The organism is Pirellulaceae bacterium (assembly GCA_029243025.1).
Lineage (GTDB): Bacteria > Planctomycetota > Planctomycetia > Pirellulales > Pirellulaceae.
The window spans coordinates 28,196-53,278 of the sequence record JAQWSU010000055.1 but is presented as its reverse complement, the minus strand read 5'-3'; the positions used below and the strand labels follow the sequence as shown (position 1 = coordinate 53,278).

Here is a 25,083-nt window from a genome sequence, read left to right as displayed (position 1 = left end):
GACATGGCTGCCCCGATTCGGGCGGCCCCATGAAGAACGGAACAAATCTTCCATTCTTCGGTCTTCCGTGTGACGAGCGCAGGATTCTTTTCCAGAACCGGGAGACGCCCCGTGAAATTGGCAGGTGTTCAGTGTGACGTTGCCTTGGGGCAACCCGACAAAAACCTCGAGCGCATCGAGGAATTCATCAACCAGACTGCGACAGAAGGTGCCGACCTCACGGTTTTTCCCGAGTGTGCACTTACCGGCTACTGCTTTGAATCAGAGGCCGAAGCGCTACCCCACGCGCAAACCATTCCGGGTCCGTTCACCGATCGCCTCGCAACCATGTGCGAACGCCACCAGACCCATGTTGTCTGTGGACTTCTGGAAATTCACCAAGGAAAACTGTTCAACACGGCAGTGCTCGTCGGCCCTCAAAATCAAGTACATCCATACCGAAAAATCCACCTTCCCTTTCTGGGAGTTGATCGGTTCACGACCCCGGGGGACCGTCCATTTGCCGTTCACTCCGCCGGGAAAGCCAACGTGGGCATGAATATTTGCTACGACGGATCATTCCCTGAATCAGCCCGCTGCTTGACACTCCTTGGAGCGGACGTGGTCGCCATGCCCACCAATTGGCCACAAGGTGCGCAATGTGCCGCACAAAACATCGCCAGCTGTCGGGCCATGGAGAACGGCGTTTACTTCATCGTTGTCAACCGAATTGGAACCGAAGGTGATTTTTCGTTTATCGGACAAAGCCAAATCTGCGATCCTGGCGGAAAAACAATTTATCGCGCATCCGAGAATCGCGAAGAAGTCTTTTTTGCCGACATCGATCCTAATCGCGCCCGCCAAAAGCATGTCGTGCGAGTTCCGCAAAAGCATGAAATCCACCGCTTAGCTGACCGACGTCCAGCGCTTTATCAGCCGCTCACTCAAACGCACACGCTCACCCCGCCAGGCCGTCCTCATCCCCACAACTAGATGGCAATCAAATCAGTAAGCCCCGAGCGTCTACGGGTAATTGCCGCGGTTCGGCTCCAGCATCACACCACCAGAATGAATCTTGCATATTGACGCAAACGCAAATGTGGTTGGGAATGATCGTCATTCGCTCACCCAATTCGGGAACTCGATCACACTTCGAAATATCCACTTGACCGTGCTCCTCCGTCAAGGAAAAGAGTTTTGCTGCAGGATACTCAGCAATATGGCCAAATCCCGAATCGGGGTCCGGACCACATTTGTCACTCGTTAACGTCTTACTTCCCGCGTCGATCACGACCTGACCCTTGACATTGGTGCTAACCACCGTCGCATGGATCCGTGCTGCACAGTCTTCCATTTTACAGTAACCACCACGAACGATATTCATATCGTTGTACACATAGGTACCCGGTCGTATTTCTGTCACGGCAGGAACCAAATGCGAATATTTGGCAGAAGGCGTCGAACCACTCGATATCACTTCCCGACAAAGCCCTGCCGCATCCCATTTTGGCAGTAAAGCTTTTAAGCGAGAATTCAACTGCTGCATCTGTGCAGTCTGTTCAGCGGCACTGCCAGTAATCTTGCCGGCATAGAGCATAAGCCCCTTGAGCTGCAGCGACTTCGATCGTTCAACACATTGAGCCAGTCGAACCGCATCTTCATCGGATTGCACCCCCGTCCGCTGGTAACCGATATCAACATCCACTAACACGTCCACATTAGTTCCTGCCGATTGCGTCGTCTCCGCAAGTCTCTCAACCGCTAATTCAGAATCGAGCCCGACTACCAAGGATGCGTCACGGGCCAGTTTGGCCAAACGTTCACAGCGAGGCAGATCGACCGGCGGATAGGCCATCATCACGTTATCCGTGACCTGAGCCATCACGGCCGCTTCGCCAGCCTTTGCAACCGTTAGCCCATACGCTCCCGCTTCACGCTGCAGCGTTCCGACGTGGATTGACTTGTGAGTTTTCGTATGCGGTCGCAATTCGAGACCATGCTGATTCACGTACGCTTGCATACTAGAAATGTTACGCCGGACAATCTCAGCATTAACAACAAGACAAGGTGTTGGTGGATGAAACATAGCAGCCTCAATCAGCTCAGAAAAAAATAACAACGTAAAAATCGGCCTTCGAGGCGTTAATCGGTTGCAAAGGGTTGCAGATAGTAACGCAGCGGATCACGATCCTCGGCACAAAGGCCCAAATGAGAATGGCGCCGCCAGCCTTCGGCATACTCAAATTTTCCCGACAGTTTACCAACTGCTTGCGACAGCGTCTTCATCGTCTCAATGTAGGATCCCATCCCCTGACTTTCATCGAGCCAACGTTTTTGCGTCTGATGACAGGCCAGCATTTCTGACTTTTGTACGATTTTGGAAGTCACATCAACATAAAGATCGGGCACAATCGGCAGCCGCAATCCATCACAATTACCATGAGGCTGAGCGTGATAGATCGTGACCTCCTCCTCAACTGGCGGACAGACAGGGTCGACGCAAAAATTCGGCATTCCACGTGCAAAGGCAGCCGTGACCGCAAGACGACAAGCGTTCATATGATCCTCCATGTAATCTTGCGGGGAATGCACAAGTAGCATGGAGGGCGCAACCTTCCTAACCACCGAGCCAAGACGTGCGAGGGTGGGTTTATCGTAAAAGATGGCTAAATCGTCAGTCAGACTTTCGTGAAATACGGCCCCCAAATGGTCTGCTGCCCGCATGGCCTCCTGACGTCGCAACTTTGCCGTCGTCCTGGCATCATGTTCCGTTGAACCACAACAACCATTCGCGATATTCATGTAATGCAATTCGCAACCCGCGTCCTTGAGTAGCATCATCGTACCGGACATCACAAACTCGATATCATCCGGGTGCGCGGCAATGGCGAAGACTCGATCACCCACTTCAACTCCTTTCGCAATCAATCTGGAACGAAACAGGCCCGCAACCGAAAACAAGACCAGTAACCTACACCATTCCGAGCGAACCTCAATCGAAGAAGAACTTGATAAGCTGAAAATTTCGCAAACCACTGCAACTCAATAATGGCCGGCAGCCACTCTTTACCCTGAGCCAAAAACCCCCGAAATCCGATCAGCGAAACCGACCACAGGGCAGCAAGAATTCAGACACACTGCCTAAGAAAACCACAAAAAAAGCCGAGCCCGAGGGCTCGGCTAAGGGTTTCGATTGATTATCCAGTGAGAAAAACACTGAGTCTGTTATTCACCGACTCGGGCCAATCCTTTGCGACGGCAAGTCGCAAACACCACCACACTTTGCGTCGAACGGGACTAAAATCGACGCTTCGCTGAATCCTCTGCTTTGTTGTTTAGCAGTAAACCCTCTGATTGCTTCGTCGTTTCAGTGGCGTTCCCGATCGGCAATGTTAGTCGGGTGGTCGAGTCCGAGATCCTCCTGTCTTAAGAGATGCTAACGGGCGATAGATAAATGTTGCCCAATCTTGACGGCCGCCTAGGCGAAGTAACAAACTCGCCGGAAACTGCATGGCGGATCTAACATGGCGAGCCCTCCTAATCAAAACGTCTCTTGTACGTTGCGCTCGAATTCAAAATGCGGTGATGTGATTCGAGGCTGTGGGTCGGTAGTTGATGCTTTCGTTCACACCCAACATTTACCGGTTTAACCAATCTCCCATTACATCGTCAACACGCAACACCGTCGAAGCGATAAATTCATCGTAAATGACTGACGACCGAGTCGACCTGTGACGATCACAGAAAGTTTGCGAGAGCCGCCCCCTCGAAAGTGAGTCTGAGCCGTCCATCTTAAAGCATTCAACAGGACAACGGCGAGCTAATTCCAGGCGGGCTCACTTGGCCCGGTCCAGGCGGCAGTCGCCGGAACGCGACCGCTGCGATCTTGACGCATGGCTGGCTCATAGCCCGGATCGTACTCCGGAGCACCATACATCAGTTCGTAATCCAATTCAGGATCAACATCTTCCGCGTCGGATCCATGATCTACAGCGACTGGATATTCGCTCGTAGGCGATGACCGTTGATCCGGCAGGACGGCAACCCCCTCACTAACAACCTGTTGGACCGATGGCAACGTTCGCACATCGACATCGAGTGAGTGGAACACATCTTGAATGTGATCGTGGCAGGTGAAGACAAAAACTTGATGACCGGCAGCGGCGAACTCACAAACTGTTTCAGCAGCTGCCCGAGCGCGTTTGGCATCAAAATTCACAAAGACATCATCGAGAATAACCGGTAAGGCGACGCCTCGTCGCCCGTAGGCAGCAGCCAAGGCGAGCCGCAGGCTCAGGAATACTTGCTCGCGTGTCCCTCGACTCAGCGACTCAATGCGAAAGGTCTTTTCCTGTTCATCATCGACGCAAAGCGACGATTCACCAAACGGAGTCCAAATTCGCCGATAACGGCCGCCCGTCAAGCGTTTCAGGTAACCAGAAGCTTCTGCTAAGGTTTCTGGTTGACGATCCGACTCATAGGAGGTGCGGACGGTATCCAAGGCACGGCTAATGCCAGCCAGCGTCGCCCAACTCTGAATTTGCTTTTCCATCTCCCGATCAATTTGACTTTCTTCCAACCGCGCCAGCGAGTGCTGCCGATCCTTCGAGAGGTTTTTGAGTTGGACATTTAATTCGCCCCGCCGCTCCAATAATTTAGCGACCCGTGAGGACACCTGCTTGTGCTCGGACTCGAGCTTTGAGATTTTCGATTCAAAATCACCTCTACCGAGCTGTTCAACCAAGTCCTGTTCCGCGCAGCCGGCTCCGAGTTGCAATGCGATCTCTGCAAGTCTCGCATCACGATCGGCTTGCAAGCTGGCGGCTTTTTTTTGTCGTTTCACAATTGACTTAAAATCGCGAGTGTCAATGCCACCATACTTTCCGACCAGATTGCATTTTTTCTCGGTCAACCGTTTTGCGTTTCGAGCAATCTTTTCCTGCTCTCGCCCAAGCTGTCGCCATTTGCGATGCAAAGAATCACGATCTTCTCGGCGTTGCCGCGCAACGTGTAGCGCACCGGTTAACTCTTCGATCTGTTCTTCGATACGATCCGCCTCGAAAACAAAAGTGACCCGCTCCGCAATCAAGTGCAAACGCTGACGATGGGAATCCACTTCTTGGCGGTTTCGTTCAACGCTGTCACGGAGCTCCCCGTGGCCCTTACGAAGAGTGGCGAGTTTCCCGTCGGCGTGGGACAACTGCCTAAACTGGTTTGGCGTGATCGTTTCGGGCAGACCCAACGTGCGCAAACGACCGCGCCAGTCTTGGCGCGCCTGCTTCAAATCCTTTTCGGCATGCTGTTTTTGAGCGGAAATCGCCTCTGCGTTTTGCTCTTCAGCCACTCGTTGAACTTCGATCGGTTCGAGTTCTTGGAAACGAGTCAATTCATCCTGCTTGTTTTGCAGGGACACGGCAAGCGGCTCGGAACTTACGGTTGAGTTCGCCTCGAGATTCTTGATCTGGCTTTCAGCTTCCCTCATTTGATCTCGCACTTCATCCAATTCATGATGGCAAGATTGCAAGCTCTTGGAGGCTGCAAATGATGCGACATTCTTGATCACAATCGCTCCGAAGCTGATCGCTCCACCAATCACCGCCACCATCAAACGTTCATCGGCTTCAATTCCAAAAGTCTCTCCAAAGAGAGCGGTGAGTGCGACCACAATGCCCAATGTAAAAACAGCACCAATGAACATCAGCCCCTTCCAGGGAAGCACCTGACGTTGCGTCCAATAATTAGCATCCTCGCGTGCTTCTTTTTGATTTCGTTTCAGCTTGTTCAGCTGATTATCCAACTCAATCCGATCTTGTAATTGACCGGCAGTCTGCCGTGTCTCGTCAAGCAATTCGGACACCGTGCGATACGGTGTACCTTCCAGAGCCTCATCAAGTTGTTGCTTTAATTCTTGAGCCTTCTTCAAGCATGACTGACCCTGTTCATCGATTGCCTGGATTCGTTGACGCGCATCGCGTGCAGCACGGGCAGGCTCTCGCAAGGTATCGATCATGCCATTGGTGATGACCGGTAACGCCCCGACACTCCAATCGGCCTTGACACCCAAACGTTCCATTTCAGCTTGGAGCTCAAATTCAAATTCCTCCAGCTTCACCGACTGTTTCTCAACTTCCTCGAGAGCTTGAATCAGCGAAGGGGCTTTCTGCTTCAGTGCATCGATGGGCTCAGCATGCCGCAACAACCTCAGCTTACCGCGTCCACCCCCTGCCCTTTTCTTCAATTGCTTTCGTCGTTCTCGCAGCGACTCCCACTGTTTTCGCAAGGAAGCAATTTCAGTGGCCAACTTATCCAAACGCTTCAAGGCCGCCCCAGGCACATCCGGCACGGGCCCGATCGCCTCTAACCGCTTCTGCAAACCCTGGCATTCTTTCCATTGAGAGCGAATCACTTGATTCGGATTTGCTCCATCAATGTGCTCCCCAAAATCATCTTTCTGGCGTTCCAGCTGCTCCAGTTCTGCGGTAATCTTCTGCCGCTCTTCATTCAGCTTGAACCACCGATCGGTAGGCGCAATTTTTCGTACAGATTCGCGATGCAAGTCCGCCTTACGTTCAGCAAGTTGCCCGATGGCCGCCACGGCATTCGGTTCATGAAGAAGACGATCGCGAGCCGCTTCCAATTGCCGCGACACTTCTGAGATCGAAACTCGATCGGTCCCTGAGGCAAGTCCATATAACTGATGGGCTGCCTCTGTATCGCTGAGCGTGCCGAGATACTGCATCTCACTCAGCCCCACGGCAAACACGTTTTGGAAAATCGACTGGTCAACACCGGCAAGCAAACTCGTCAACAGGTGGCGCCCTTTGAGCGAACCATCGACCGAGTGCACACTCAGATCACTGTTTTCATGATCCTTTAACAAGCCAGATTCCGGCAGCCAACGACGAACTTCAAAACGACCATTGGGCGCCGATACATGCAGCGTGCCTCCCACGCGACCTTCATATAAGGCCGGCACAAATCGGTGATGGTGCTGCGGCGAAAAACCGTACAACACAGCCCGAATCAATTGTAACAGCGTGGACTTTCCGGCTTCATTCGGCCCATAGACAACGGTCACGCCCGAGGAAACGTTCGGGACGCGCAACCCTTTCCAGTGACCGAAACTGTCAACAGTGATCTCGGTGATCCTCACGGGAATCACTCCTCAGAATTAATAGGTCTGCTGGATAATCACGACGTCGCTGGATCAAGCGACACATCACCTCGAAGCAAACCAGCTCCCAGGGCAGCCACTTCATGCCACATTTGTTGGTGCAATTCGGGGGATGCCCCTTTTAACTCCGCCAGGACAATCTCTTTCAAGGATGAGTCCGGTAAGTAGGTCTCCAATTGCCGGTGGGCTTCCGGCTGCTGCTGCAAGTCACGCACAACTCGCAAAAAGTCGCCAAGAATCGAGTCTTCGTCCCACTCGCCAGCCGGAATTTCACCTGACAACAGATTAATCCCGACGGTTCGCTGGCGGGATCGACTCTTATCAGTACGCCAAGTATGCATCAATCGCTGCAGTTCGGCCGGGCCTAATGGAGTTGCCCACGGCTCGTCCCGAACCAAATCCCAAGTCCATAAAGCCAGCGTTTCGTCACCCAATGAGTTTTGACGCATTTGCTCCAAAACTTCTGTTTCGAGCTGCCTGAGTTCAGTCGCCGGGGAAAGATGCAGACGCTCCTGATACCAATGAACAGCCGCCACATCGATCCGCCGAACTTCGACGTCGCCATACTTCAATTCGACTAGATTACAACTGAAACGTCCGACCTCAGCCGGTGAACGTCCCTGCGGACTTCCACAGTAAAAAGCGTTTGCCGACTTCCGACCCAACCGCTCGTAAATGTGTTTTCCGCCAAACGCCCAATAATCGACTCCCTGCGAATCCAATAGCTTGGGGTCGATGCCGCCGTGCCCTAAAGCAATTCGTGTAATTTGGTCGTTCGACCCCGAAAAGTCACTGGCCAATAGTTTCGTCTGGCGACGCGCACTTTGGCCGACAATCTCAGCAATTGGTTCGCCATCCCGGTCGAATCGATAGGTGTCCACCATCCCGACCGGAAAGGTGTGCACGTTCTTCGATAACGATAACTGCGCGGGCCAGAGATCCGGATCATCTTCCCCCCCTCCCACCCAATAAACCTGAATACCCTGTTCGTGAAGCTTCTCAAACTGCTGCAACACAAATTCCAAGGTGTAGGGGGAGGCGGATTCGATGGGTAAAATATCGCCAGCAAGCAAGACAAAGTCCACTGCCTCACGAATTGCCGATTCCACAACTCGCTCGGCCGCTTGATAGGGCGCTTCCATCAAATCATCACGAAGCTCACTCGGAACTTCGAAAATACCACCCAGGGGCTCTTCTAAATGCCAATCGCTGGTATGCAAAAAGCGAACACGTTCAAGTGCCATTCGCACCTCCTTGCGCTCGTCGAGAAAGATTCGCTGGCGACACTGGCTGTCGCTCGCAACTTAGGCGATAGTCTAGCAGTGCCGGCTGATCGGGCCTACGTTGATTCACTCAGCCGTCGATTTGGAACAGACAGGCCGCTAGCATCCGCAAGCAGGCCCCATCAAACCGACTACGGGCGGGCCCCTGGGTCGGTCTTCGGCTTCTTCTTCGCTGGGCGGCTGGCTTGGGGGCGGCTGGCTTGGGGGCGGCTGGCTTTGGGGCGGCCGGCTTTGGGGCGGCCGGCTTGGGGCGCATCGTGATGCTTAGAATTTGCGTGGGGATTATCGGCCTGCCCAGCAATTTCAAAGAGAAATCGGCTGGGATCTGTCGGACGCGGCTTACCCCATTTTCGTCGCGTCAGTGCGAGCGAGAGAGTCAAACGCTCTTCGGCGCGAGTGATTCCGACGTAACAGAGTCGCCGCTCTTCATCGATCGCGTCTCCCTCCACAGCGACGCTACGATGATGCGGCAAGAGCCCCTCCTCCATTCCAACCATATAGACGTGGGGGAACTCCAATCCCTTAGCGCTGTGAAGCGTCATTAAGACAACCGCATCTCGTCCCAGTTGCTTGTCCTTGTCACGGTCTTGGTCTCGCCCGGACAGCAGAATATCGTCAAGAAATCCGATTAATGTCGGTTTCTTGGCCCGTGTTTCATATTCAGCCAACGCATTGACCAACTCCTCAACAGTACTCCAACGTGCCTGCTGTGCTTCCGGATCCTCCTTGAAACGGCGACGAATATCGTTTTCGTATTGAATATCGCCGATCAAGTCCGTCAAGCATTGGGAAAGTTTGCCGCCTTCGGCTCGCGACTGATAATCCCGAACGAGCTTCAATAACTTTTGCGCTCCCTCGGCTGACTTTGAGCTGCAATCCGGCAAACGACCTGCATCAGACAGCACATCCCAGACGGGACATCCACGCGAAACGGCTTCATCAACCAATGCCTGCACGGCCTTCTGGCTAATCCCGCGCGGCGGCGTATTGATAATCCGCAACAACGAAGGCTCATCTTCCGGAGTCACAAGAACACGCAAGTAGGACAAAATATCGCGCACCTCCTTGCGGTCAAAGAAAGACATTCCTCCTATCAAAACATACGGAATCTTTGCTCGTCGCAACTCGCTTTCAAACAATCGAGGTTGTTCATTGGTACGAAAAAGGATTGCAAAGTCGTTCGCTCCACACTCTTTGCGAGCAAGTTTACGAGCAATATCAGCGACGACCTGCTCAGCTTCGTCGGTCTCCGTCGGAAACTGCAAGATTTTGGGACGCTCACCACCGGCACGTGCTGCATTCAGTTTCTTATCATGTCGCACACGGTTATATCGAATCAGTCGATTTGCCAATTCGATGATCTCGGCGGTCGATCGATAATTATCCTCCAGCCGCACCACCTTGGCATCAGGCCAGTCGACGTTAAACCGCAAGATGTGCTCGACTTCTGCACCACGCCAACCATAGATGGATTGATCGTCATCGCCGACAACACACAAATTCCGATGCCCAACAGCTAACGCCTTGATAATGCGGTACTGGCTTCCGTTTGTATCCTGATACTCGTCGATCAAGACGTGATCAAAACGTCCCGCTTCACTGCGTCTTGCTTCGGGAGATTTTTCAAACAACTGCTCCGTACAAAGCAACAGGTCATCAAAATCAACGGCCCCCGCTGCCTTCAACGATTTTTGATAACGACGATAAGCCACTGCTGCCAAGTGTTCCTTATCCGTCTGTGCATGACCAACAGCCTTTTCCGGTGGAATACTTCGCATCTTCCAACTGCTAATCAGATACAATAATTCGCTCGGCTTCATCTGAGCGGTTGAAATGTTGATTTCCCGCAAAACCCGTGCTGCCATGCTTTCCTGATCACCTCGATCATAAATCGCAAACTTTGCCGGATAGCCGATTTTGGTGATGTGGCGACGCAAAACGCGTACACAAAGAGAATGAAACGTCGAGATTTCGGGAATGACCTTCCGTTTGCGACCAATTAGTTCCGAAACGCGTTCCACCATCTCCGACGCGGCTTTGTTGGTAAAGGTGACGGCCAGAATGCGGTCGGGAGAAATTCCTTTACGAATCAACCTTGCGATGCGGTACGTCACAACCCGCGTCTTGCCGGTGCCGGCTCCAGCAAGCACCAATAGCGGCCCTGAATTGGTTGCCACAGCGTTCCGCTGGGGATCGTTCAGTCCGTTTAAAAGGGAATCCGTTCTCATCGCAAATCACACCGGGGCAACATCAAAGACCAACGGCGCCGTTCTGCCGGCGCGATCAACCGATCGTAATAATCCAACCCAGATCGAGCAAAGGGGTCGCTTCGATTATCGCAGGTCAAACAGGTCGGTGGCTAGAGCCGACCTTGACGCTATCCTGTTTTGACATCTATACTTGCGATCCGAAAGCTGCGTTTTTGCACGTAATAAATGAATCGTGCTAACGTCTGATCGAGTTGTTAGAAAGAAATTCCGATGAAAAACGAACGACGCCACGAACTTCAAACCAACGAACTCGCCGTCTGGCTCGCCAGATGGATCGAGAAAATCAAACCGTACTCGAAGGCAATTGCAGGCGTAGCCATATTGGCCGTGACCATTGTGTGCGCCGTTGGCTATGTGAACGGCCGCAACCAAACCGGCGAAGGTGATGCCTGGACCGAGTATTTTGAGGCGTATGCGATCAACAATCCCGAAAGATTTCGAGATGTTGCCGATAGGTTCCCAAATACCGAACCAGGCATGTGGGCCCTCCAATCGGTAGGTGACGGCGAATTGGCAACGGGAGCCGAACAGCTGTTTCGAGACCAGTCGGCTGCCAAAGAAAGTCTCGAAAATGCCAAACAAATCTACGCACAGGTCGCCGAATCTTCCAAAGGGAGGATGCTCAAACCGCGTGCGATTTTCGGTTCCGGCCAAGCAATGGAGGCACTGGGAGAGTTCGACGGTGCGAAGGAAAAGTATTCAGAAATCGTAAAGGGCTCTGAGCCTAACGGGGAATTCCCTAGTTCCATCGTCGCCCAACTTGCTCAGCAACGGTTGGACGCTTTGAAACAACCTACCGTTGAGAATTGGTATAAGTGGTTTGCTGGACAAAAACCGATCCAAAGTCCGCTTAATCGTCCAGGACTCTTCCAGGACCTACCCAACCTCCCAGAACAACCCAATCTCAACCTGCCTAACCCAGGCGAGTTAGTGCCCGGCACGGGAACCAATGACGAAGATTCCAAAGCGAGCAATATCCAAGCTCTACCGTTGGTAGATCCGGCGAACGCACCCCAACCGGGTAATTCATCCGTGGAAGAAAAAACTGAGACCTCGCCATTGAGCTCAGAAGCCTCTGACAATGTTGATTCTGACGCAGCGACCGAGCCGGCAGAGAAAGCAGCAACCGAGCCGGCAGAGAAAGCAGCGACCGAGCCGGCAGAGAAAGCAGCAACCGAGCCGGCAGAGAAAGCAGCAACCGAGCCGGCAGAGAAAGCAGCAACCGAGGCCGATTCCTCGGCAGATACTCCTTGAGTGCATTAAGCCCTACATTCGTTTCAAACTGACATCAGCACGATCTTCTTCCCTTTCCGCGTTGGGCGCCTTTTGTTTCGACTGGCGCAGTAAGAGTTCGTCTTGGTGGCTTCCAGGGCAGCAACTGCAGTTCGACCGCAACGGTCGAACAATATGCTAAATTACGACATGACGTCGATTCTTGGAATTTCAGCCTTTTATCACGACTCCGGTGCCGCTTTGGTGGTAGACGGTGCGATAGTAGCGGCAGCTCAGGAAGAGCGATTCACTCGCAAGAAACACGACTATGGCTTTCCCCAACAGGCGATCGACTATTGCTTAAGCGAAGCTGGAATGACGGCCAGCGAGCTAGATCACGTCGGATTCTACGACAAGCCATTGCGGAAATTTGAGCGGCTGCTGGAAACTTACGTCGCCTACGCTCCCGCTGGCTACCGCTCCTTCCGAAAGGCGATTCCTTTGTGGCTTCGCCAAAAACTGCATCTTCCGCGCGAAATGGATCGCGGCCTTCACGGTCAGTACAAAGGTCGTTACGTGTTCGCCGACCATCATGAGTCACACGCGGCCAGCGCGTTTTTCCCATCTCCGTTTGACGAAGCGGCGATCATCACCTTCGATGGCGTGGGCGAATGGGCAACCACCTGCATTGGGACCGGACACGGCAACAAGCTTGAACTCACTCAAGAAATTCGCTTTCCGCACTCGATCGGACTCCTTTACTCGGCGTTCACTTACTACACCGGGTTTCGCGTCAACAGTGGCGAATACAAAGTCATGGGGCTGGCACCCTACGGAGAACCGATCTATCGAGACGCAATTCTGGAGCACTTGATCGATCTCAAGGAAGATGGTTCTTATCGCCTGGACATGAGTTACTTCAACTATTGTCAGGGACTGACAATGACGTCTGCCAAGTTCCACCAACTCTTCGGTGGTCCGCCTCGCGAGATGGAATCAAAAATCACACAGCGCGAGATGGACTTAGCAGCCTCGATTCAGTCGGTGACTGAAGAGGTAATGCTGCGAACAGCGCGACATGCCCACAAGCTGACGGGGCTTAAGAAGCTCACATTGGCTGGCGGCGTGGCACTCAACTGCGTGGGCAACGGACGATTATTACGAGAGTCGCCGTTCGAACAGATTTGGATTCAGCCAGCTGCTGGAGACGCTGGCGGAGCGTTGGGGGTGGCCCTGCTCACTTGGCACCAGCTTTTGGGCAATTCGCGAACAACTTGCAGCAGCGATGCCCAGCATGGGTCACTGCTCGGACCAGAGTTTTCAGACGAGGAAATCTTCCAGTTGCTGGATCAGGAAGGAATCGAATACACAGCCTGCCCCACCGATCAGTCGATGTGCGATGAAGTTGCCGCATTGCTTGCGGAAGAAAAAGTCGTCGGTTGGTTCCAAGGTCGAATGGAATTTGGCCCTCGTGCTTTAGGAGCGAGAAGCATACTGGGCGATCCGCGTAGCCGTAAAATGCAATCGGTTATGAATCTAAAAATAAAGTTCAGAGAATCGTTTCGCCCCTTTGCCCCTGTCGTACTCCGTGACCAAGTGGACCGCTATTTCCAGATGCGGCCCCAGGAAGACAGCCCCTACATGCTATTGGTTGCCCCTGTCGCAAAGGAGATTCAGCAAAACCCGGGGCCCGAATACGAACAAGCCTTCGGTATCGACAAATTGCATTTTGAGCGATCCACGTTGCCAGCGATCACTCACGTCGACTATTCAGCTCGCGTCCAAACGGTGGATTCCGATCGAAATCCGTTGCTGCATCAGCTGCTGGAGCAGTTCCACGCGAAGACTGGCTGCCCCGTATTGATCAACACGAGCTTCAATGTTCGCGGTGAACCCATTGTTTGCACACCTGCCGATGCGTTGCGTTGCTTTCTGGCAACGGACATGGACGTGCTCGTGCTGGGGAAGGCAATTGTGTTGAAAGCCAATCAAGAAACAACAGATGACCAACAACGTGAGAAACATCTTTCCCAGTTCCCCTTGGATTAGGCGTCAGGTTAAGCCCCCGTTGGCGGCGTCATTTCGGATCACGAAACTTTACGGATAATTCACAGACTAATGGCTACGATTGAATTCAACTGGAATCCGACCGACCGACAATTGCGACAATTTGGATTTGCAGCGTTACCAGCGTTGCCTTTCGTCGCTTTTCTTTTTTCTGGTCGGCCGCCCGTTGCGGAATGGACTTCAGCAAATACGATAGTCATTGGCGCGGCTGCCGCAGTAGGCCTCCTGTTGGCAATCCTCAGCTTCTTGACCCCCCAAGCAATCCGACTCGTGTTTATCGGGGCCTGCATGTTGGCCTTTCCGATCGGCCTAGTGATTGGAGAAGTGATTCTACTTATTATTTTCCTAGGCTTATTTACGCCAATTGCGATTTATTTTCGACTGATCGGACGTGACGAATTAAAACGGAGTGTCGATCGAAACTGCAAATCCTATTGGCAGGCACGCGACAGCAACTCGGATATCAAGAGCTACTTTCGTCAGTCTTAGAATCATCCATCACACGGACATTCCCCATGAAACGCGACGAAAAATCTTTTCAAGACGCTGCTTCGGAAAGCCGAACTTCGCTCGCCAGCGAGTTCGTTTATTTCTTGAAGACCAACAAAAAGTGGTGGTTGACCCCGATCATCCTTGCATTTGCATTGCTCGGATTACTGGTGCTCTTGAGCGGATCAGGTGTAGCCCCATTCATCTACACGTTGTTTTAAGCAACGCTTTCCACCACACTGGGGAGAGTCGGTCAGCAAACAACGCGTTTTCGAGCGAGGAGCCACCTCCGCTTGCTAAAGTAAGACTGCCGGCCGATTCCTCCTTTCGTCGCCAGACGTATGACCGGAGCCGCGTTAGCCTCCATGACTTCGCCACCTGAATCAGAAGCGTCTCCCATCGAACTCGTCGTCAATGCAGACGAGGTTGGCATGCGATTCGACGCATTTCTTGCCTTGCGAATCCCTCAGCACAGTCGCGTTCGATTACGTCAGACGATTACCTCCGGCACGGCAACGGTGAATGCTAGCCATCGCAAAGCCTCCTATCGCATGCGTTTAAATGACTTAGCATCTGTTCAATTACTCCCCCTCGAACATGCGGGCCCCCAAGCGGAGGACATTCCGTTAGATGTACTCCATGAAGACGATGATCTGATTGTGATCAACAAACCACATGGCATGGTCGTGCATCCATCCAAAGGGCATTGGCAAGGAACCCTCACGTCGGCCTTGGCGTTCCATTTCGAACGCTTGAGCCAAATCGGTGGCGAGACGAGACCGGGTATCGTCCATCGCTTGGACCGCGACACGAGTGGAGTCATCGTAGTCGCCAAGGATGACTCGGCTCATTTGAAACTCGCCAAACAGTTTGAGCAGCGAACGGTCGAAAAAGAATACTACGCAATCTGCCATGGCCGCATCGACCGAGACCGAGATCAAATCGACGCTCCCATTGGCATGCATCCGCATCATCGAGAAAAAATGGCCGTCCGAGACGGACAGCCAACGAGTCGTGATGCGTCCACTTTTTACGAAGTGAAACAGCGTGTGGGCAAATTCACCGCCGTCCACGTGTTTCCCAAGACGGGACGAACGCATCAAATCCGCGTGCATCTCGGCTACCTCGGCCATCCAATCGTCTGCGACAGCCTTTACACAGGCCAACGCACGATCACCGAACAACAGATCACTCGTGGCTCACCCGGCGGTGCGGTCCTACTGAATCGCATGGCACTACACGCTTATCGCTTGCAGATTAACCACCCTACGAGCGGTGCCCGCCTTGATTTCTCAGCGCCACTCCCAACCGAATTCGACAAGTTTCTTGACGACGTTCAACAACGACTTCCCCCGACACGACGCTAGTCAGGCGTCCGCCGAAGGGGTTCACTTTGCTGGCGGAAAAAGGAATTGCATCAGATCTGGGGCACCCAGCGGACGAGTCGAAATAAACGTTTCCCCTGCAAGAAATCCGGCCGCTGCCCCCACTTGAACCGCGATGCTTTCAATTCGTTTCAGGAACAAATCTTTCTCGGGCGGAAACTGGGTCTGATAACAGCGAACGCTCTTCATTTTCAGCGCGAGTGAATCCCCAATGTCGACAACAAACTGCGTCATGGCAGGATTCACCACGGTCGTCTCCATTCCCAAACTGAAGTAGAGTTGCGAGGAGACCGTATGTTCTGGCAGCCCATCGAAGTGCTCAGGCCATTTTGTCAGCTTGGCGTAAAACACGGCTGCGTCGGTAATTTGCATCGCCTGCCAATGATCAGGCGATGCTGTGGGCGTACGATCTCCAAAACCGATCACAACTTGAGGCCGCCAGCGCCGAAACACTTTTGCCAATGCGACTCGCGCTTCAAACGAATCAAACAATCGACGATTGGGAAAATCGAGCGTGAGTCGTTCGTGAACACCAAGCACCTCCGCAGCTCGTTTAGCTTCTGCAAGACGTACGTCCGGCCCGGGACTGCGAGGCGTCGGTTCACCATCGGTGAGATCAACGATGCCAACACGATAGCCCTGACGAACCAGTCGGGCGAGTGTTCCACCACAGGCAATCTCGATATCATCGGGATGAGCGCCTACGGCAACGACATCCATCGGTCGGTTGTCGAGATTCATGCTTCCATCCTTTCCCAACATGGAATCGCGCGACGGGTCTCCAATTAGCGAGCATCACTGGAGAAGATTCCGCCCGAAATCAAGCAAGGCGAGCAAATTATTTCTGCTTGACGAAACTGACGAGAAAGGTGGGATTCATCGCCTCAAATCGCAGACGATCAAGCTGGTCATTCCCCTGCGAAACCTGGATCATGCGAACCGAAAGCTCACCAGAAATCAAGCTGACCGCCGTTTGGACCGCCAAAATATTGTCGATACTGCCAACGTTGACGACAAGTCGTCCACCTACCTTGAGCCGACCTAATGCCAGTTCGACGATCTTGCCGACCGATCGCCCTGTCCCTCCCACGAAGATCGTATCGGGATCAGGCAGAGTCGCCCAAGCTTCAGGAGCTTGGCCAAGTACGGGTTTGAGCGACTTGCCGACTCCGAAACGCTCGGCGTTCGCTGTTAACAGTTGATGGTCATCAGGGTCCATTTCAATCGCATAAACCTCGCCCTTAGCGGCAATTCTTGCCGCTTCGATCGCGACTGCACCACTTCCGGCTCCTACATCCCAGACGATGCTGGCGGGGCCAAGGTCCATTTCGGCGAGCGCGACAACTCGGACTTCCATCGGAGTGAGCAGACCACGTTTCGGCACGGACTGCAGAAACACTTTATCTGGATTTCCGAAGAGGCGTTGCCCCACTAATTCAGCGGGCCGATCCGGAATCGACGGCTTCCGAACGAGGATCATGACGTTCAATAACGAAAAATCTTGCTCCGCAATATCTTGCAATTCGCCATGCGTTACGCATTCGTCAGGCGAACCGAGATTCTCGCAAACGTAAGCGGTGAAGTAGTCGATTTGTTTGCCAAGCAGAGCGCGGGCTACCTGTCGCGGGGTATGCTCATCATTCGTAAACAGGCCGACTTTCTCTGCCAAGCGCGCTTTCTCGACCACACGATCGAGCGGATGAGCTGCGAGATTCACCAAGTAGGCGTCGTCCCAACTTTCCTTTACACGGGCGAACGCCAATTGCATCGAACTGACATGCGGGATCACCTCGAAACGATCTTTCCCCAATTTGTCGCAAAGATAACGAGCCACACCATAGAAAAGAGGATCGCCGGTCGTCAGGACAACAAGCTGCTTGGATTGATGCTCGTTAACAAGCTCGACGAGCGTTTTCAGGTCACCGGGCACCGGCAACAATCCTTGTTGGCGATCCAGCGTGGAGAGAATCGCAGCCGGCCCCATGACAAGTTCGGCACTGCCAAGCAGATCCCTGGCCGCGGAAGTAAGCCCTTCCAGTCCATCATCTCCAATCCCGATGATTTGTACGCGTCGTTCCGTCGCCAACTTTCTTTCCCTAAAAAAAGAGGAGGTAGCCAAACACTACCTCCAACCTCAAGGTGCTTCATGAACGCTAGGCAATCACTTTGCTAGGCCTGGAAAGAGCTGCCGCACCCGCATGACTTCACGGCATTTGGATTCTCAAACGTGAAGCCGCGTTTATCAAGACCATCGTAGAAATCAACGGTCGTCCCGTCCAAATAAAGGGCGCTCTTCTTATCCACAACCACGGCGACACCATGCTGCTCAAAACGAGAATCTTTTGCTTCGTCAAAGTTTTCATCAAAGGCGAGTTTGTACATGAAACCACTGCATCCACCGCCGGAAACACCGACGCGGAGGACGGTCGATTCGGTCAACTTTTGATCAACAATAATGCGTTTAACTTCTTCTGCCGCTCGTTCGCTCAGCGTGATTGCCATTCGGAACCACTCCCGTATTTACTGGGTTTGCTGGATTTTTAACAAACTTAACTGTCTAAATTATACAATTCGGAACCAAATGGGAAGGGAATTAGGCCAAATTAAACTTCTTCAGCGAGCCATTCCCTCGCCTCAGTTATGCCATGCTACTGAGATCTCGCAGTCGCTCGACGGCAGCAATCAGCGTCTGGATGGCAAATTCGATCTCTTCCTCCGTATTAAAACGACCAATCCCGAATCTCAGACTAGCCCGAACCTGATCCTCTGCGATCCCCAAAGCCCGCAAAACGTGACTCGGTTCGGGGCGAGCGGAGGTACAAGCGCTACCGCTGGACACTGCCAAATCCCCCATACTCAGCATTAATGACTCCCCGTCAACGAATCGAAAAGCCATGTTCAGATTTCCAGGCAGACGGTCCAAGCCCTGGCCAGCATCGAGAAAAGGGCCATTCAGTGGACAATCTGAGATCTGCTCAGTCAAGCCTTGATAAAGCCGATCGCGAAGCCGCCGAGCCCTGGCCGTATCCGCCGACATCTCCAGAATCGCGAGTTCAATCGCGATTCCCATCCCAACGATGCCAGGCACGTTCAGGGTGCCGCTCCGTCGCCCCCCTTCCTGCCCACCTCCGTCCAGCAAGGGCACGAGTCGAACCTTCGGTGTCCGACGCCGCACAAAAAGCGCCCCGACCCCCTTGGGACCGTAAAACTTGTGTGCCGAGAAACTCATCAGATCGATATCGATCACATTGAGATCAACCGGAATCTTGCCAATCGCTTGAGTCGCATCACAGTGCAGAATCACCCCTCGACTTTGGCAGAGTTCCGCGATTTCCGACAAGGGCTGAATCACGCCCGTCTCGTTATTTGCCAACATCACAGAGACTAAGATCGTATCATCACGAATCGAGTCTCGCAGTCGCTCCAGATCCAACTGCCCAACTTGCAGATGCGAGTTGGGATAGACCGGCAACAGGGTCACTTCAAAATCGCGGCGTGAGAGTCGTTCGAGCGGATCAAGCACCGCAGAATGCTCGGTGACTACGCTGATCAGATGTCGCCCTTTTTTCCCGAGGGCGTCAGCTACACCACGAATGGCAAGGTTATTACTTTCGGTGGCACCGCTCGTGAAGACAATTTCTTGATCTGTGGCGCCAATCGCCGTTGCAATTTGATCGCGTGCCCGATCGACAGCCTCCTTGCCTTGGCTACCCAACGCGTGGCTTGTGCTACCAGCATTGCCAAACTGCTCGCAGAAATAGGGCAGCATGGCCTCGAGTACGCGACGATCAACCGCCGTGGTTGAATGATTGTCCAGGTAGACAGGCGTTTTCATAGCACGGTGGTTCGCGTTCGGCAGGTGATTGGAGCCAGCGAAGAAAATTCAAAACCGGCCATCGATTTTACGCGACTGAATCCGGCTAGGCCATGAAGTTTATGCTGCCTAGGCCGGCGAAAATAAACCTTCCATGCAAATTCTCGACCAGCTTTCCATCCCTTCGCGGCTTTCAAATAGCTCCTCGACTCGCACAAATCCTGCCTCGTGAATTTCGTCTTCACACGGCGTGACGGCCTGCTGCTCCACATCAAAAATATGAACAATGCCCAAATGAACCTTGCCCACCTCAGTCTCGTCATCGTTAATTAGACCAACGCAACGGTCGGAATATTTCGTTTTGATAGCGACTTCTTCTGACAATTCGCGGCGCATTCCTTCGTGGTAAGGATTGGCTCCCTGGGCAAACCCTGCATCGTCCGAAGAGATGTGCCCACCAATCCCGATACTCCGTTTCGCGTGCAATCGCTTTTCACCCTGGCCCGATCCTCGAGTGTACTGAAACAACCAACATTGCCCGTCCGCATCGAGATGCCGAAAAATCACGTACGGGATCAATTGCTTGAAGCTCGGATTTTCCTCCATTTCATCACGAGGTCGATAGCTGATCAGTTCAGGAGTCAGTAGCTGACCAAGATAATGATCGACTTCCGTACAAATCCCTTGGAAATAACCGATTTTCTTAAATTCGGCTGTTGGTACGACCAAGACATGTTCTGTCTGTACGACCGACATGGTGACTCCTTTCGGGATAACGAACGAGAACAGTGGCAGGCAGCCACGAGCGACAGTCGTCAGTATAGCGTACGTGAAAGCTCCGCGTTACGGGGCGGCTAGAGGACCAACATTGCGTCACCATAGCTAAAGAACCGATAGTTTTCCTCAATCGCGACCTGATAGGCCCGCTTCATCAATTCATCACCACCGAACGTACGTACCAGGACCAACAGGGTAGAACGAGGCAAGTGAAAATTGGTCAACAAGACATCCACCGCCTGAAACGAATAGCCGGGCCGAATGAACAGATCGGTTTGCCCTTTCCAGGCCCCTCCACCCTGAGCCGCAGCCGTTTCGAGCACGCGGACTGAAGTGGTGCCAACAGCCACTGTCCGAGCAGCTCGTTCACGTGATTTGGAGATTTGAGCAGCCGTCTCCGCATCGATCTCCCCCCATTCGGAGTGCATTCGATGATCGTCTAACTTGCTCACTGCGATGGGTCGAAATGTACCAATCCCGACATGAAGCGTCACCTTCGCAAGCTCGATGCCATGCTCGCCAAGCCGCTGCAACAATCCTTGGGTCAAGTGAAGACCGGCGGTCGGTGCGGCAACGGATCCCGGATTTCCAGCGAAAACCGTTTGATACCACCGCAAATCATCGTCCACCATTTCGCCTTTGCGAATGTAATGCGGTAATGGCACACGGCCAATTCGATCCAACACATCCCAGGTCGACTCATCCGTCTCGGGCCTCACGGCCCACACACCCTCGTCAAAGCGCCTGAGCATTTTCAGCGACAAATCCGCTCGGGACTGACGATCATGCAGCACAATTTGCTCCCCCTCCTGGAGACGACCTCGCGTCTTGCATAGAAGTTGCCAATTACCCGCCCCATCGTCCGATAGAAAAAGTCCTTGCCAACGCCCTCCTGTGGCGGCCCTCACACCATCTAAACGCGCTGGAACGACCCGCGAGTCATTCACCACGAGGCAATCATTCGTCGCTAACCAATCGGCCAAATCTCGCACATGGGCATGTTCAATATGGCCCGTCTGCCGGTCAACAATCATCAGACGAGCGTCCGCACGATTGCGGACGGGCCGCTGGGCAATCAGCGTCTTCGGTAACTCAAAATCGTAATCCGACAGTTCATTCATCAACTCAGGATACCCGCAGGGTGAACTTCGGTCACGGCGTCTTGACGCACGAAGAACACTCCACTGGATCGACTATTAAAGAAAATCGCGATGAATTACTGCTTCCACCGGAGGAGCAAATCGCTCCAAATTTGAGCGAAAAAAATTTCCACCGAATTTCAGCCTTTTTCCCCGAAGTTCCCTTCAATTTATCTCACCCCATGGCCAACAGGGCGATCAAACCGTGTTGACGCGGGAACGATTGTGGATATGCTTGGGCGTTATTGGGAGTCAGTGGGAGTCAGTGGAAACCAAATGCTTTTAACCGGGACATTTCCCAGAACGATCGATGAAAAGCAACGGATTGCGATTCCAAAGCGACTACGAGACGCGTTTCAACAAACGGCTGAAACGCAGGCTGTCATCTATGTTGCGCCGGGAACCGATGGGTCACTTACCCTTTACACGGAAGAATCATTTTCGCAGCTCGCCAAACAACTTTCGGCCAGCCCACAAACAGGACAGGATGTCCGCGCATTTAGTCGACTGTTCTATTCCCAGGCTCAACGAATCGAACTCGATCGACAAGGAAGATTACGCATCCCACCCGAACTCGTCGAACTGGCCGGCCTTGCCAAAGAAGTCGTTTTGGTGGGAGTCCGAGACCACCTGGAGCTCTGGGATCGACAAGGTTGGCAAACTTACGTGCTTGAAAAACAAAACAATTACGACCGACTTGCAGAAAACGCCTTCATGCCCCCAAACCGAAAGGAATCGTAGTCCGCAAGACGGCAATGAAACGTCCGTCCGTTCGTTCGCCACAGCGCGGTAACGGAGGCGGTAGGGTCGCGGCCACTGACCTGACGCCAGCCTGGAAGCTCTTCTGATCTCCCAGGTGTAAGACTGCGAGTTAGGATCAAGGATCGATCTTAACTGCGAACAAATGGTTACCTCGTCATCCCGCAGCGACGAGGTACCAACTGGCACCTACCCTTGGGGCGCATGGATGCGCCCCAGGTAGACGCCAGCTGGACTGCCCACCCTGCAGTCCGATGCTCGATTCGTGTTATGCTGATAGCTTCGGTTCGACAGCATCTACTCGCGCTCATCCGCCGCCACGCAACCGACAGCGGCATAGGAAAGGCGTCTGGATCTCCGCATGACGACTCCCCCTACCGAACACATTCCTGTCCTCAGCAGCGAAGTGCTCGAAATACTGGCTCCCTCCCCGGGCCAAACCTTTGTCGATGGCACAGCGGGCGGAGGAGGCCATCTGTTGGCAATGGCAGCACGCTTGACACCCAACGGCCTCGCCATCGGAGTCGATCGTGACCCAGCTGCCATTGAACGGCTAGAAGGGATTGAGAATGAGCTGCCAGTCCGCTTTGCCTGCTCAAGCTACGCCCGCATCCCAGATCTCCTGTCGGAACTTGATATCAAAGGTGTCGATAGCATCCTGCTCGACCTGGGCCTCTCAAGCGACCAATTGGCAGGAATTGACCGAGGATTCAGTTTTAACGTTGACGGGCCGCTTGACTTACGTTTCAATCCGCAAGCCGGTGAGCCAGCGTGGCGAATGATCAGCAGAATGAGTGCCGAACATTTGGCAAATTTGATCTACGAGTTTGGCGAAGAGCGGCAAAGCCGACGAATCGCCAGAGCGATCGTCGCTGCTCGAGAAAGAGAGCCGATTCGTAGTTCTCAACAGTTAGCCCAGATCATTCGCAAGTCCATGGGCTCCCGCAGCCGAAATGAAAGAATCGACCCTGCAACTCGGACCTTTCAGGCGTTGCGAATTGCCGTAAATGACGAACTAAAGGAGTTAGATGCTGCCTTGAAAGTGCTACCAGACTGCCTGCTACCAGGCGGCTTACTAGCAATCATTAGCTTTCATTCGCTTGAAGACCGACGCGTAAAACAATCATTCCGAAATGATTCGCGACTGGATGTAGTCACACGAAAACCGATCCGCCCGACGGAAACGGAGGTGGCTCATAACTCTCGCAGTCGCAGCGCGAAACTACGGGTTGCACGTCGGACATGATTTAAAGTAATAAGCCTCACGGAGGAGGCCATTCCATGCTCAACAATCAAGCCGTACGCACTATTCTGGTCGCCAGTGTATTCATCAGCACAGCCCTTTTCGTTATGCGTTTCTTCGAAGGAAGAAACTCACTTGCCTCGGATGACGAAATTTCGCCACCCGTCTCGTTTCATGTGGCGGACGAGCCTCTCCCGACGATCGTGCGTCCCAATGACGACTGGATGGACAAACATCGCAACCAAGCGGATGAAGTCACAACGCACACTACCCTGGAGAGTGACCACGAGGATACCGCCTTTCTCACCCCTCCGGTCTCCTTAGACAGTAGTGATTCAGGCACGCTTCGCCGCTAAGAACCGCGGAACCCCACCAACACCATCTAAATCGGCCGATCCCATTCCGTCGGTCAACGGCCCGAGTTCCTGTTTGCTATGCTGGCAGCATGGAAGCCAAACGCAACACCGCACAGCAAGCCACTAAGGTCTGCCGCATCGTATCTGGCGGCCAAACCGGCGTCGATCAAGCCGCCTTGCAGGTCGCGATCGAGCTGCGGATCGAACACGGCGGCTGGTGCCCCCGGGGACGGATTTGTGAAGCGGGCACCATTCCGAAACAGTTTTTCTTACGAGAAACTCAGTCTGCCAAATATTCGGTTAGAACCGAGAAAAATGTGATCGACTCGGACGGAACACTCATTCTTTACCGCGATCAACTGTCAGGGGGTACGGCCCTGACCCAACGCATGGCGATGAAACACCAACGGCCACTGAAAATCATTGACCTTTCGACCCGATCAGACTTCGACCAAATCCACCAATGGCTGCTGCAAAATAAGATCAGTTGCCTCAATGTCGCCGGCCCCCGTGAGAGTACGGCCATCGGTATCGGAGCCCAAAGCCAACGATTTCTACAGCAGCTGCTTCGACACGAGCTTCCGTAGCAGGAAAACTTTCGTACAATCGGGCTGACCGTCAAACCTCGAGTGGAAACGTCAAGCTTATCCGCGGGATCAAGGAGAATCGAAATCAAGAACCAAACAACTTTGCGGCGAACCAGCATCATGGCAGCTGCGATACTCTTGCACATTCAGGCCAACAGCTGGGGTCACCCAGGACACGGTCGGACGGAAGCATCAAACCCACTCCATTATCTAAGCGAACCGGTCCATCAGGCGTTTGGAATCGCCGTACTACTCGTGATTTCAGGCCTGCTTGCCTACTGGCTACGACAAAACAGACGCACAGAGCACTCCGCGAAGGCGTAACGACGAGGCCGGTAATGGCCCTGCACAAAGCCAAGACAGCAGGCCCACCCCGTGGCTATGATCTTTCGTTTTTATTTTTGAAGTGCAGCAATGCTTTTCGATGATTAAGCCAACACCACCAGTCGAAACAGTGATCATCAAAGCTGATGGAGAGTAAATCAAGAAATCTATCAAGCCGGCTACATTCATTCCAAATACGACGACGTGCACCTCACCTGGACTATT

General features: G+C 53.1%; 22 protein-coding genes. 11 read left to right on the top strand and 11 right to left on the bottom strand.

Translation table 11 applies throughout. The annotated features are described in order from the left end of the window. Positions 1–111 precede the first annotated feature (111 nt). On the top strand, positions 112–972 hold the full coding sequence (locus tag P8N76_26745) for a carbon-nitrogen hydrolase family protein (protein MDG2385297.1): 861 nt from the start codon (positions 112–114) through the stop codon (positions 970–972). A 7-nt stretch (positions 973–979) separates the two neighbouring features. Here P8N76_26745 and P8N76_26740 read toward each other — a convergent pair whose 3' ends face one another. The 5 genes from P8N76_26740 to P8N76_26720 all read right to left on the bottom strand — a co-directional run bounded on the left by P8N76_26740 (position 980) and on the right by P8N76_26720 (position 10,664). Next, on the bottom strand, positions 980–2,065 hold the full coding sequence (locus tag P8N76_26740) for an alanine racemase (protein ID MDG2385296.1): 1,086 nt from the start codon (positions 2,063–2,065) through the stop codon (positions 980–982). A gap of 56 nt (positions 2,066–2,121) precedes the next feature. Further along, on the bottom strand, positions 2,122–2,886 hold the full coding sequence (locus tag P8N76_26735; GenBank protein MDG2385295.1) for a PIG-L family deacetylase: 765 nt from the start codon (positions 2,884–2,886) through the stop codon (positions 2,122–2,124). Between the two features lie 913 nt (positions 2,887–3,799). Continuing rightward, entirely contained in the window at positions 3,800–7,132 is a 3,333-nt protein-coding gene (locus P8N76_26730) for an AAA family ATPase (protein MDG2385294.1), read from the bottom strand. A gap of 38 nt (positions 7,133–7,170) precedes the next feature. Then, on the bottom strand, positions 7,171–8,397 hold the full coding sequence (locus tag P8N76_26725) for a DNA repair exonuclease (protein ID MDG2385293.1): 1,227 nt from the start codon (positions 8,395–8,397) through the stop codon (positions 7,171–7,173). 170 nt (positions 8,398–8,567) lie between these two features. Beyond that, entirely contained in the window at positions 8,568–10,664 is a 2,097-nt protein-coding gene (locus tag P8N76_26720) for a UvrD-helicase domain-containing protein (protein MDG2385292.1), read from the bottom strand. A gap of 252 nt (positions 10,665–10,916) precedes the next feature. On the opposite strand from P8N76_26720, the gene P8N76_26715 reads away from it, so the two are divergent. From P8N76_26715 to P8N76_26695, 5 genes are all read left to right on the top strand, one after another. Then, complete coding sequence (locus P8N76_26715; protein MDG2385291.1) at positions 10,917–11,960, top strand: hypothetical protein; 1,044 nt, start codon at positions 10,917–10,919, stop codon at positions 11,958–11,960. Between the two features lie 168 nt (positions 11,961–12,128). Beyond that, on the top strand, positions 12,129–13,967 hold the full coding sequence (locus tag P8N76_26710; protein ID MDG2385290.1) for a carbamoyltransferase: 1,839 nt from the start codon (positions 12,129–12,131) through the stop codon (positions 13,965–13,967). Positions 13,968–14,036: 69 nt separating this feature from the next. Beyond that, a complete protein-coding gene (locus P8N76_26705; GenBank protein MDG2385289.1) occupies positions 14,037–14,474 on the top strand; it encodes a hypothetical protein in 438 nt (145 codons plus the stop codon). 26 nt (positions 14,475–14,500) lie between these two features. Beyond that, positions 14,501–14,695, top strand: a complete 195-nt coding sequence (locus P8N76_26700; protein MDG2385288.1) for a DUF5989 family protein — start codon at positions 14,501–14,503, stop codon at positions 14,693–14,695. Positions 14,696–14,839: 144 nt separating this feature from the next. Then, positions 14,840–15,841, top strand: coding sequence for an RluA family pseudouridine synthase (locus P8N76_26695; protein MDG2385287.1), 1,002 nt, complete (start codon positions 14,840–14,842; stop codon positions 15,839–15,841). A gap of 21 nt (positions 15,842–15,862) precedes the next feature. On the opposite strand, the gene P8N76_26690 is transcribed toward P8N76_26695, so the two are convergent. The 6 genes from P8N76_26690 to queA form a co-directional block, all read right to left on the bottom strand. Beyond that, positions 15,863–16,600 (bottom strand): PIG-L family deacetylase, encoded by a 738-nt coding sequence (locus tag P8N76_26690; protein ID MDG2385286.1) that lies wholly within the window; start codon positions 16,598–16,600, stop codon positions 15,863–15,865. A 97-nt stretch (positions 16,601–16,697) separates the two neighbouring features. Continuing rightward, complete coding sequence (gene cbiE, locus P8N76_26685; protein MDG2385285.1) at positions 16,698–17,945, bottom strand: precorrin-6y C5,15-methyltransferase (decarboxylating) subunit CbiE; 1,248 nt, start codon at positions 17,943–17,945, stop codon at positions 16,698–16,700. Between the two features lie 83 nt (positions 17,946–18,028). After that, positions 18,029–18,361, bottom strand: a complete 333-nt coding sequence (locus P8N76_26680) for an iron-sulfur cluster assembly accessory protein (protein ID MDG2385284.1) — start codon at positions 18,359–18,361, stop codon at positions 18,029–18,031. A gap of 136 nt (positions 18,362–18,497) precedes the next feature. Next, a complete protein-coding gene (locus tag P8N76_26675; protein ID MDG2385283.1) occupies positions 18,498–19,694 on the bottom strand; it encodes an aminotransferase class V-fold PLP-dependent enzyme in 1,197 nt (398 codons plus the stop codon). Positions 19,695–19,802: 108 nt separating this feature from the next. Beyond that, positions 19,803–20,429, bottom strand: coding sequence for an NUDIX domain-containing protein (locus tag P8N76_26670; protein MDG2385282.1), 627 nt, complete (start codon positions 20,427–20,429; stop codon positions 19,803–19,805). A 98-nt stretch (positions 20,430–20,527) separates the two neighbouring features. Beyond that, positions 20,528–21,571 (bottom strand): tRNA preQ1(34) S-adenosylmethionine ribosyltransferase-isomerase QueA, encoded by a 1,044-nt coding sequence (gene queA / locus P8N76_26665; protein ID MDG2385281.1) that lies wholly within the window; start codon positions 21,569–21,571, stop codon positions 20,528–20,530. 249 nt (positions 21,572–21,820) lie between these two features. On the opposite strand from queA, the gene mraZ reads away from it, so the two are divergent. The 5 genes from mraZ to P8N76_26640 all read left to right on the top strand — a co-directional run bounded on the left by mraZ (position 21,821) and on the right by P8N76_26640 (position 24,858). After that, complete coding sequence (gene mraZ, locus P8N76_26660; GenBank protein ID MDG2385280.1) at positions 21,821–22,330, top strand: division/cell wall cluster transcriptional repressor MraZ; 510 nt, start codon at positions 21,821–21,823, stop codon at positions 22,328–22,330. A 379-nt stretch (positions 22,331–22,709) separates the two neighbouring features. Next, positions 22,710–23,594, top strand: a complete 885-nt coding sequence (gene rsmH, locus P8N76_26655) for a 16S rRNA (cytosine(1402)-N(4))-methyltransferase RsmH (GenBank protein ID MDG2385279.1) — start codon at positions 22,710–22,712, stop codon at positions 23,592–23,594. Between the two features lie 35 nt (positions 23,595–23,629). Beyond that, positions 23,630–23,947 (top strand): hypothetical protein, encoded by a 318-nt coding sequence (locus P8N76_26650; GenBank protein ID MDG2385278.1) that lies wholly within the window; start codon positions 23,630–23,632, stop codon positions 23,945–23,947. An 89-nt stretch (positions 23,948–24,036) separates the two neighbouring features. Further along, positions 24,037–24,534 carry a putative molybdenum carrier protein gene (locus P8N76_26645; GenBank protein ID MDG2385277.1) on the top strand — a complete coding sequence of 166 codons (498 nt, stop codon included), beginning with the start codon at positions 24,037–24,039 and terminating at the stop codon, positions 24,532–24,534. A 120-nt stretch (positions 24,535–24,654) separates the two neighbouring features. After that, a complete protein-coding gene (locus tag P8N76_26640) occupies positions 24,655–24,858 on the top strand; it encodes a hypothetical protein (GenBank protein ID MDG2385276.1) in 204 nt (67 codons plus the stop codon). Positions 24,859–25,083 lie beyond the last annotated feature (225 nt).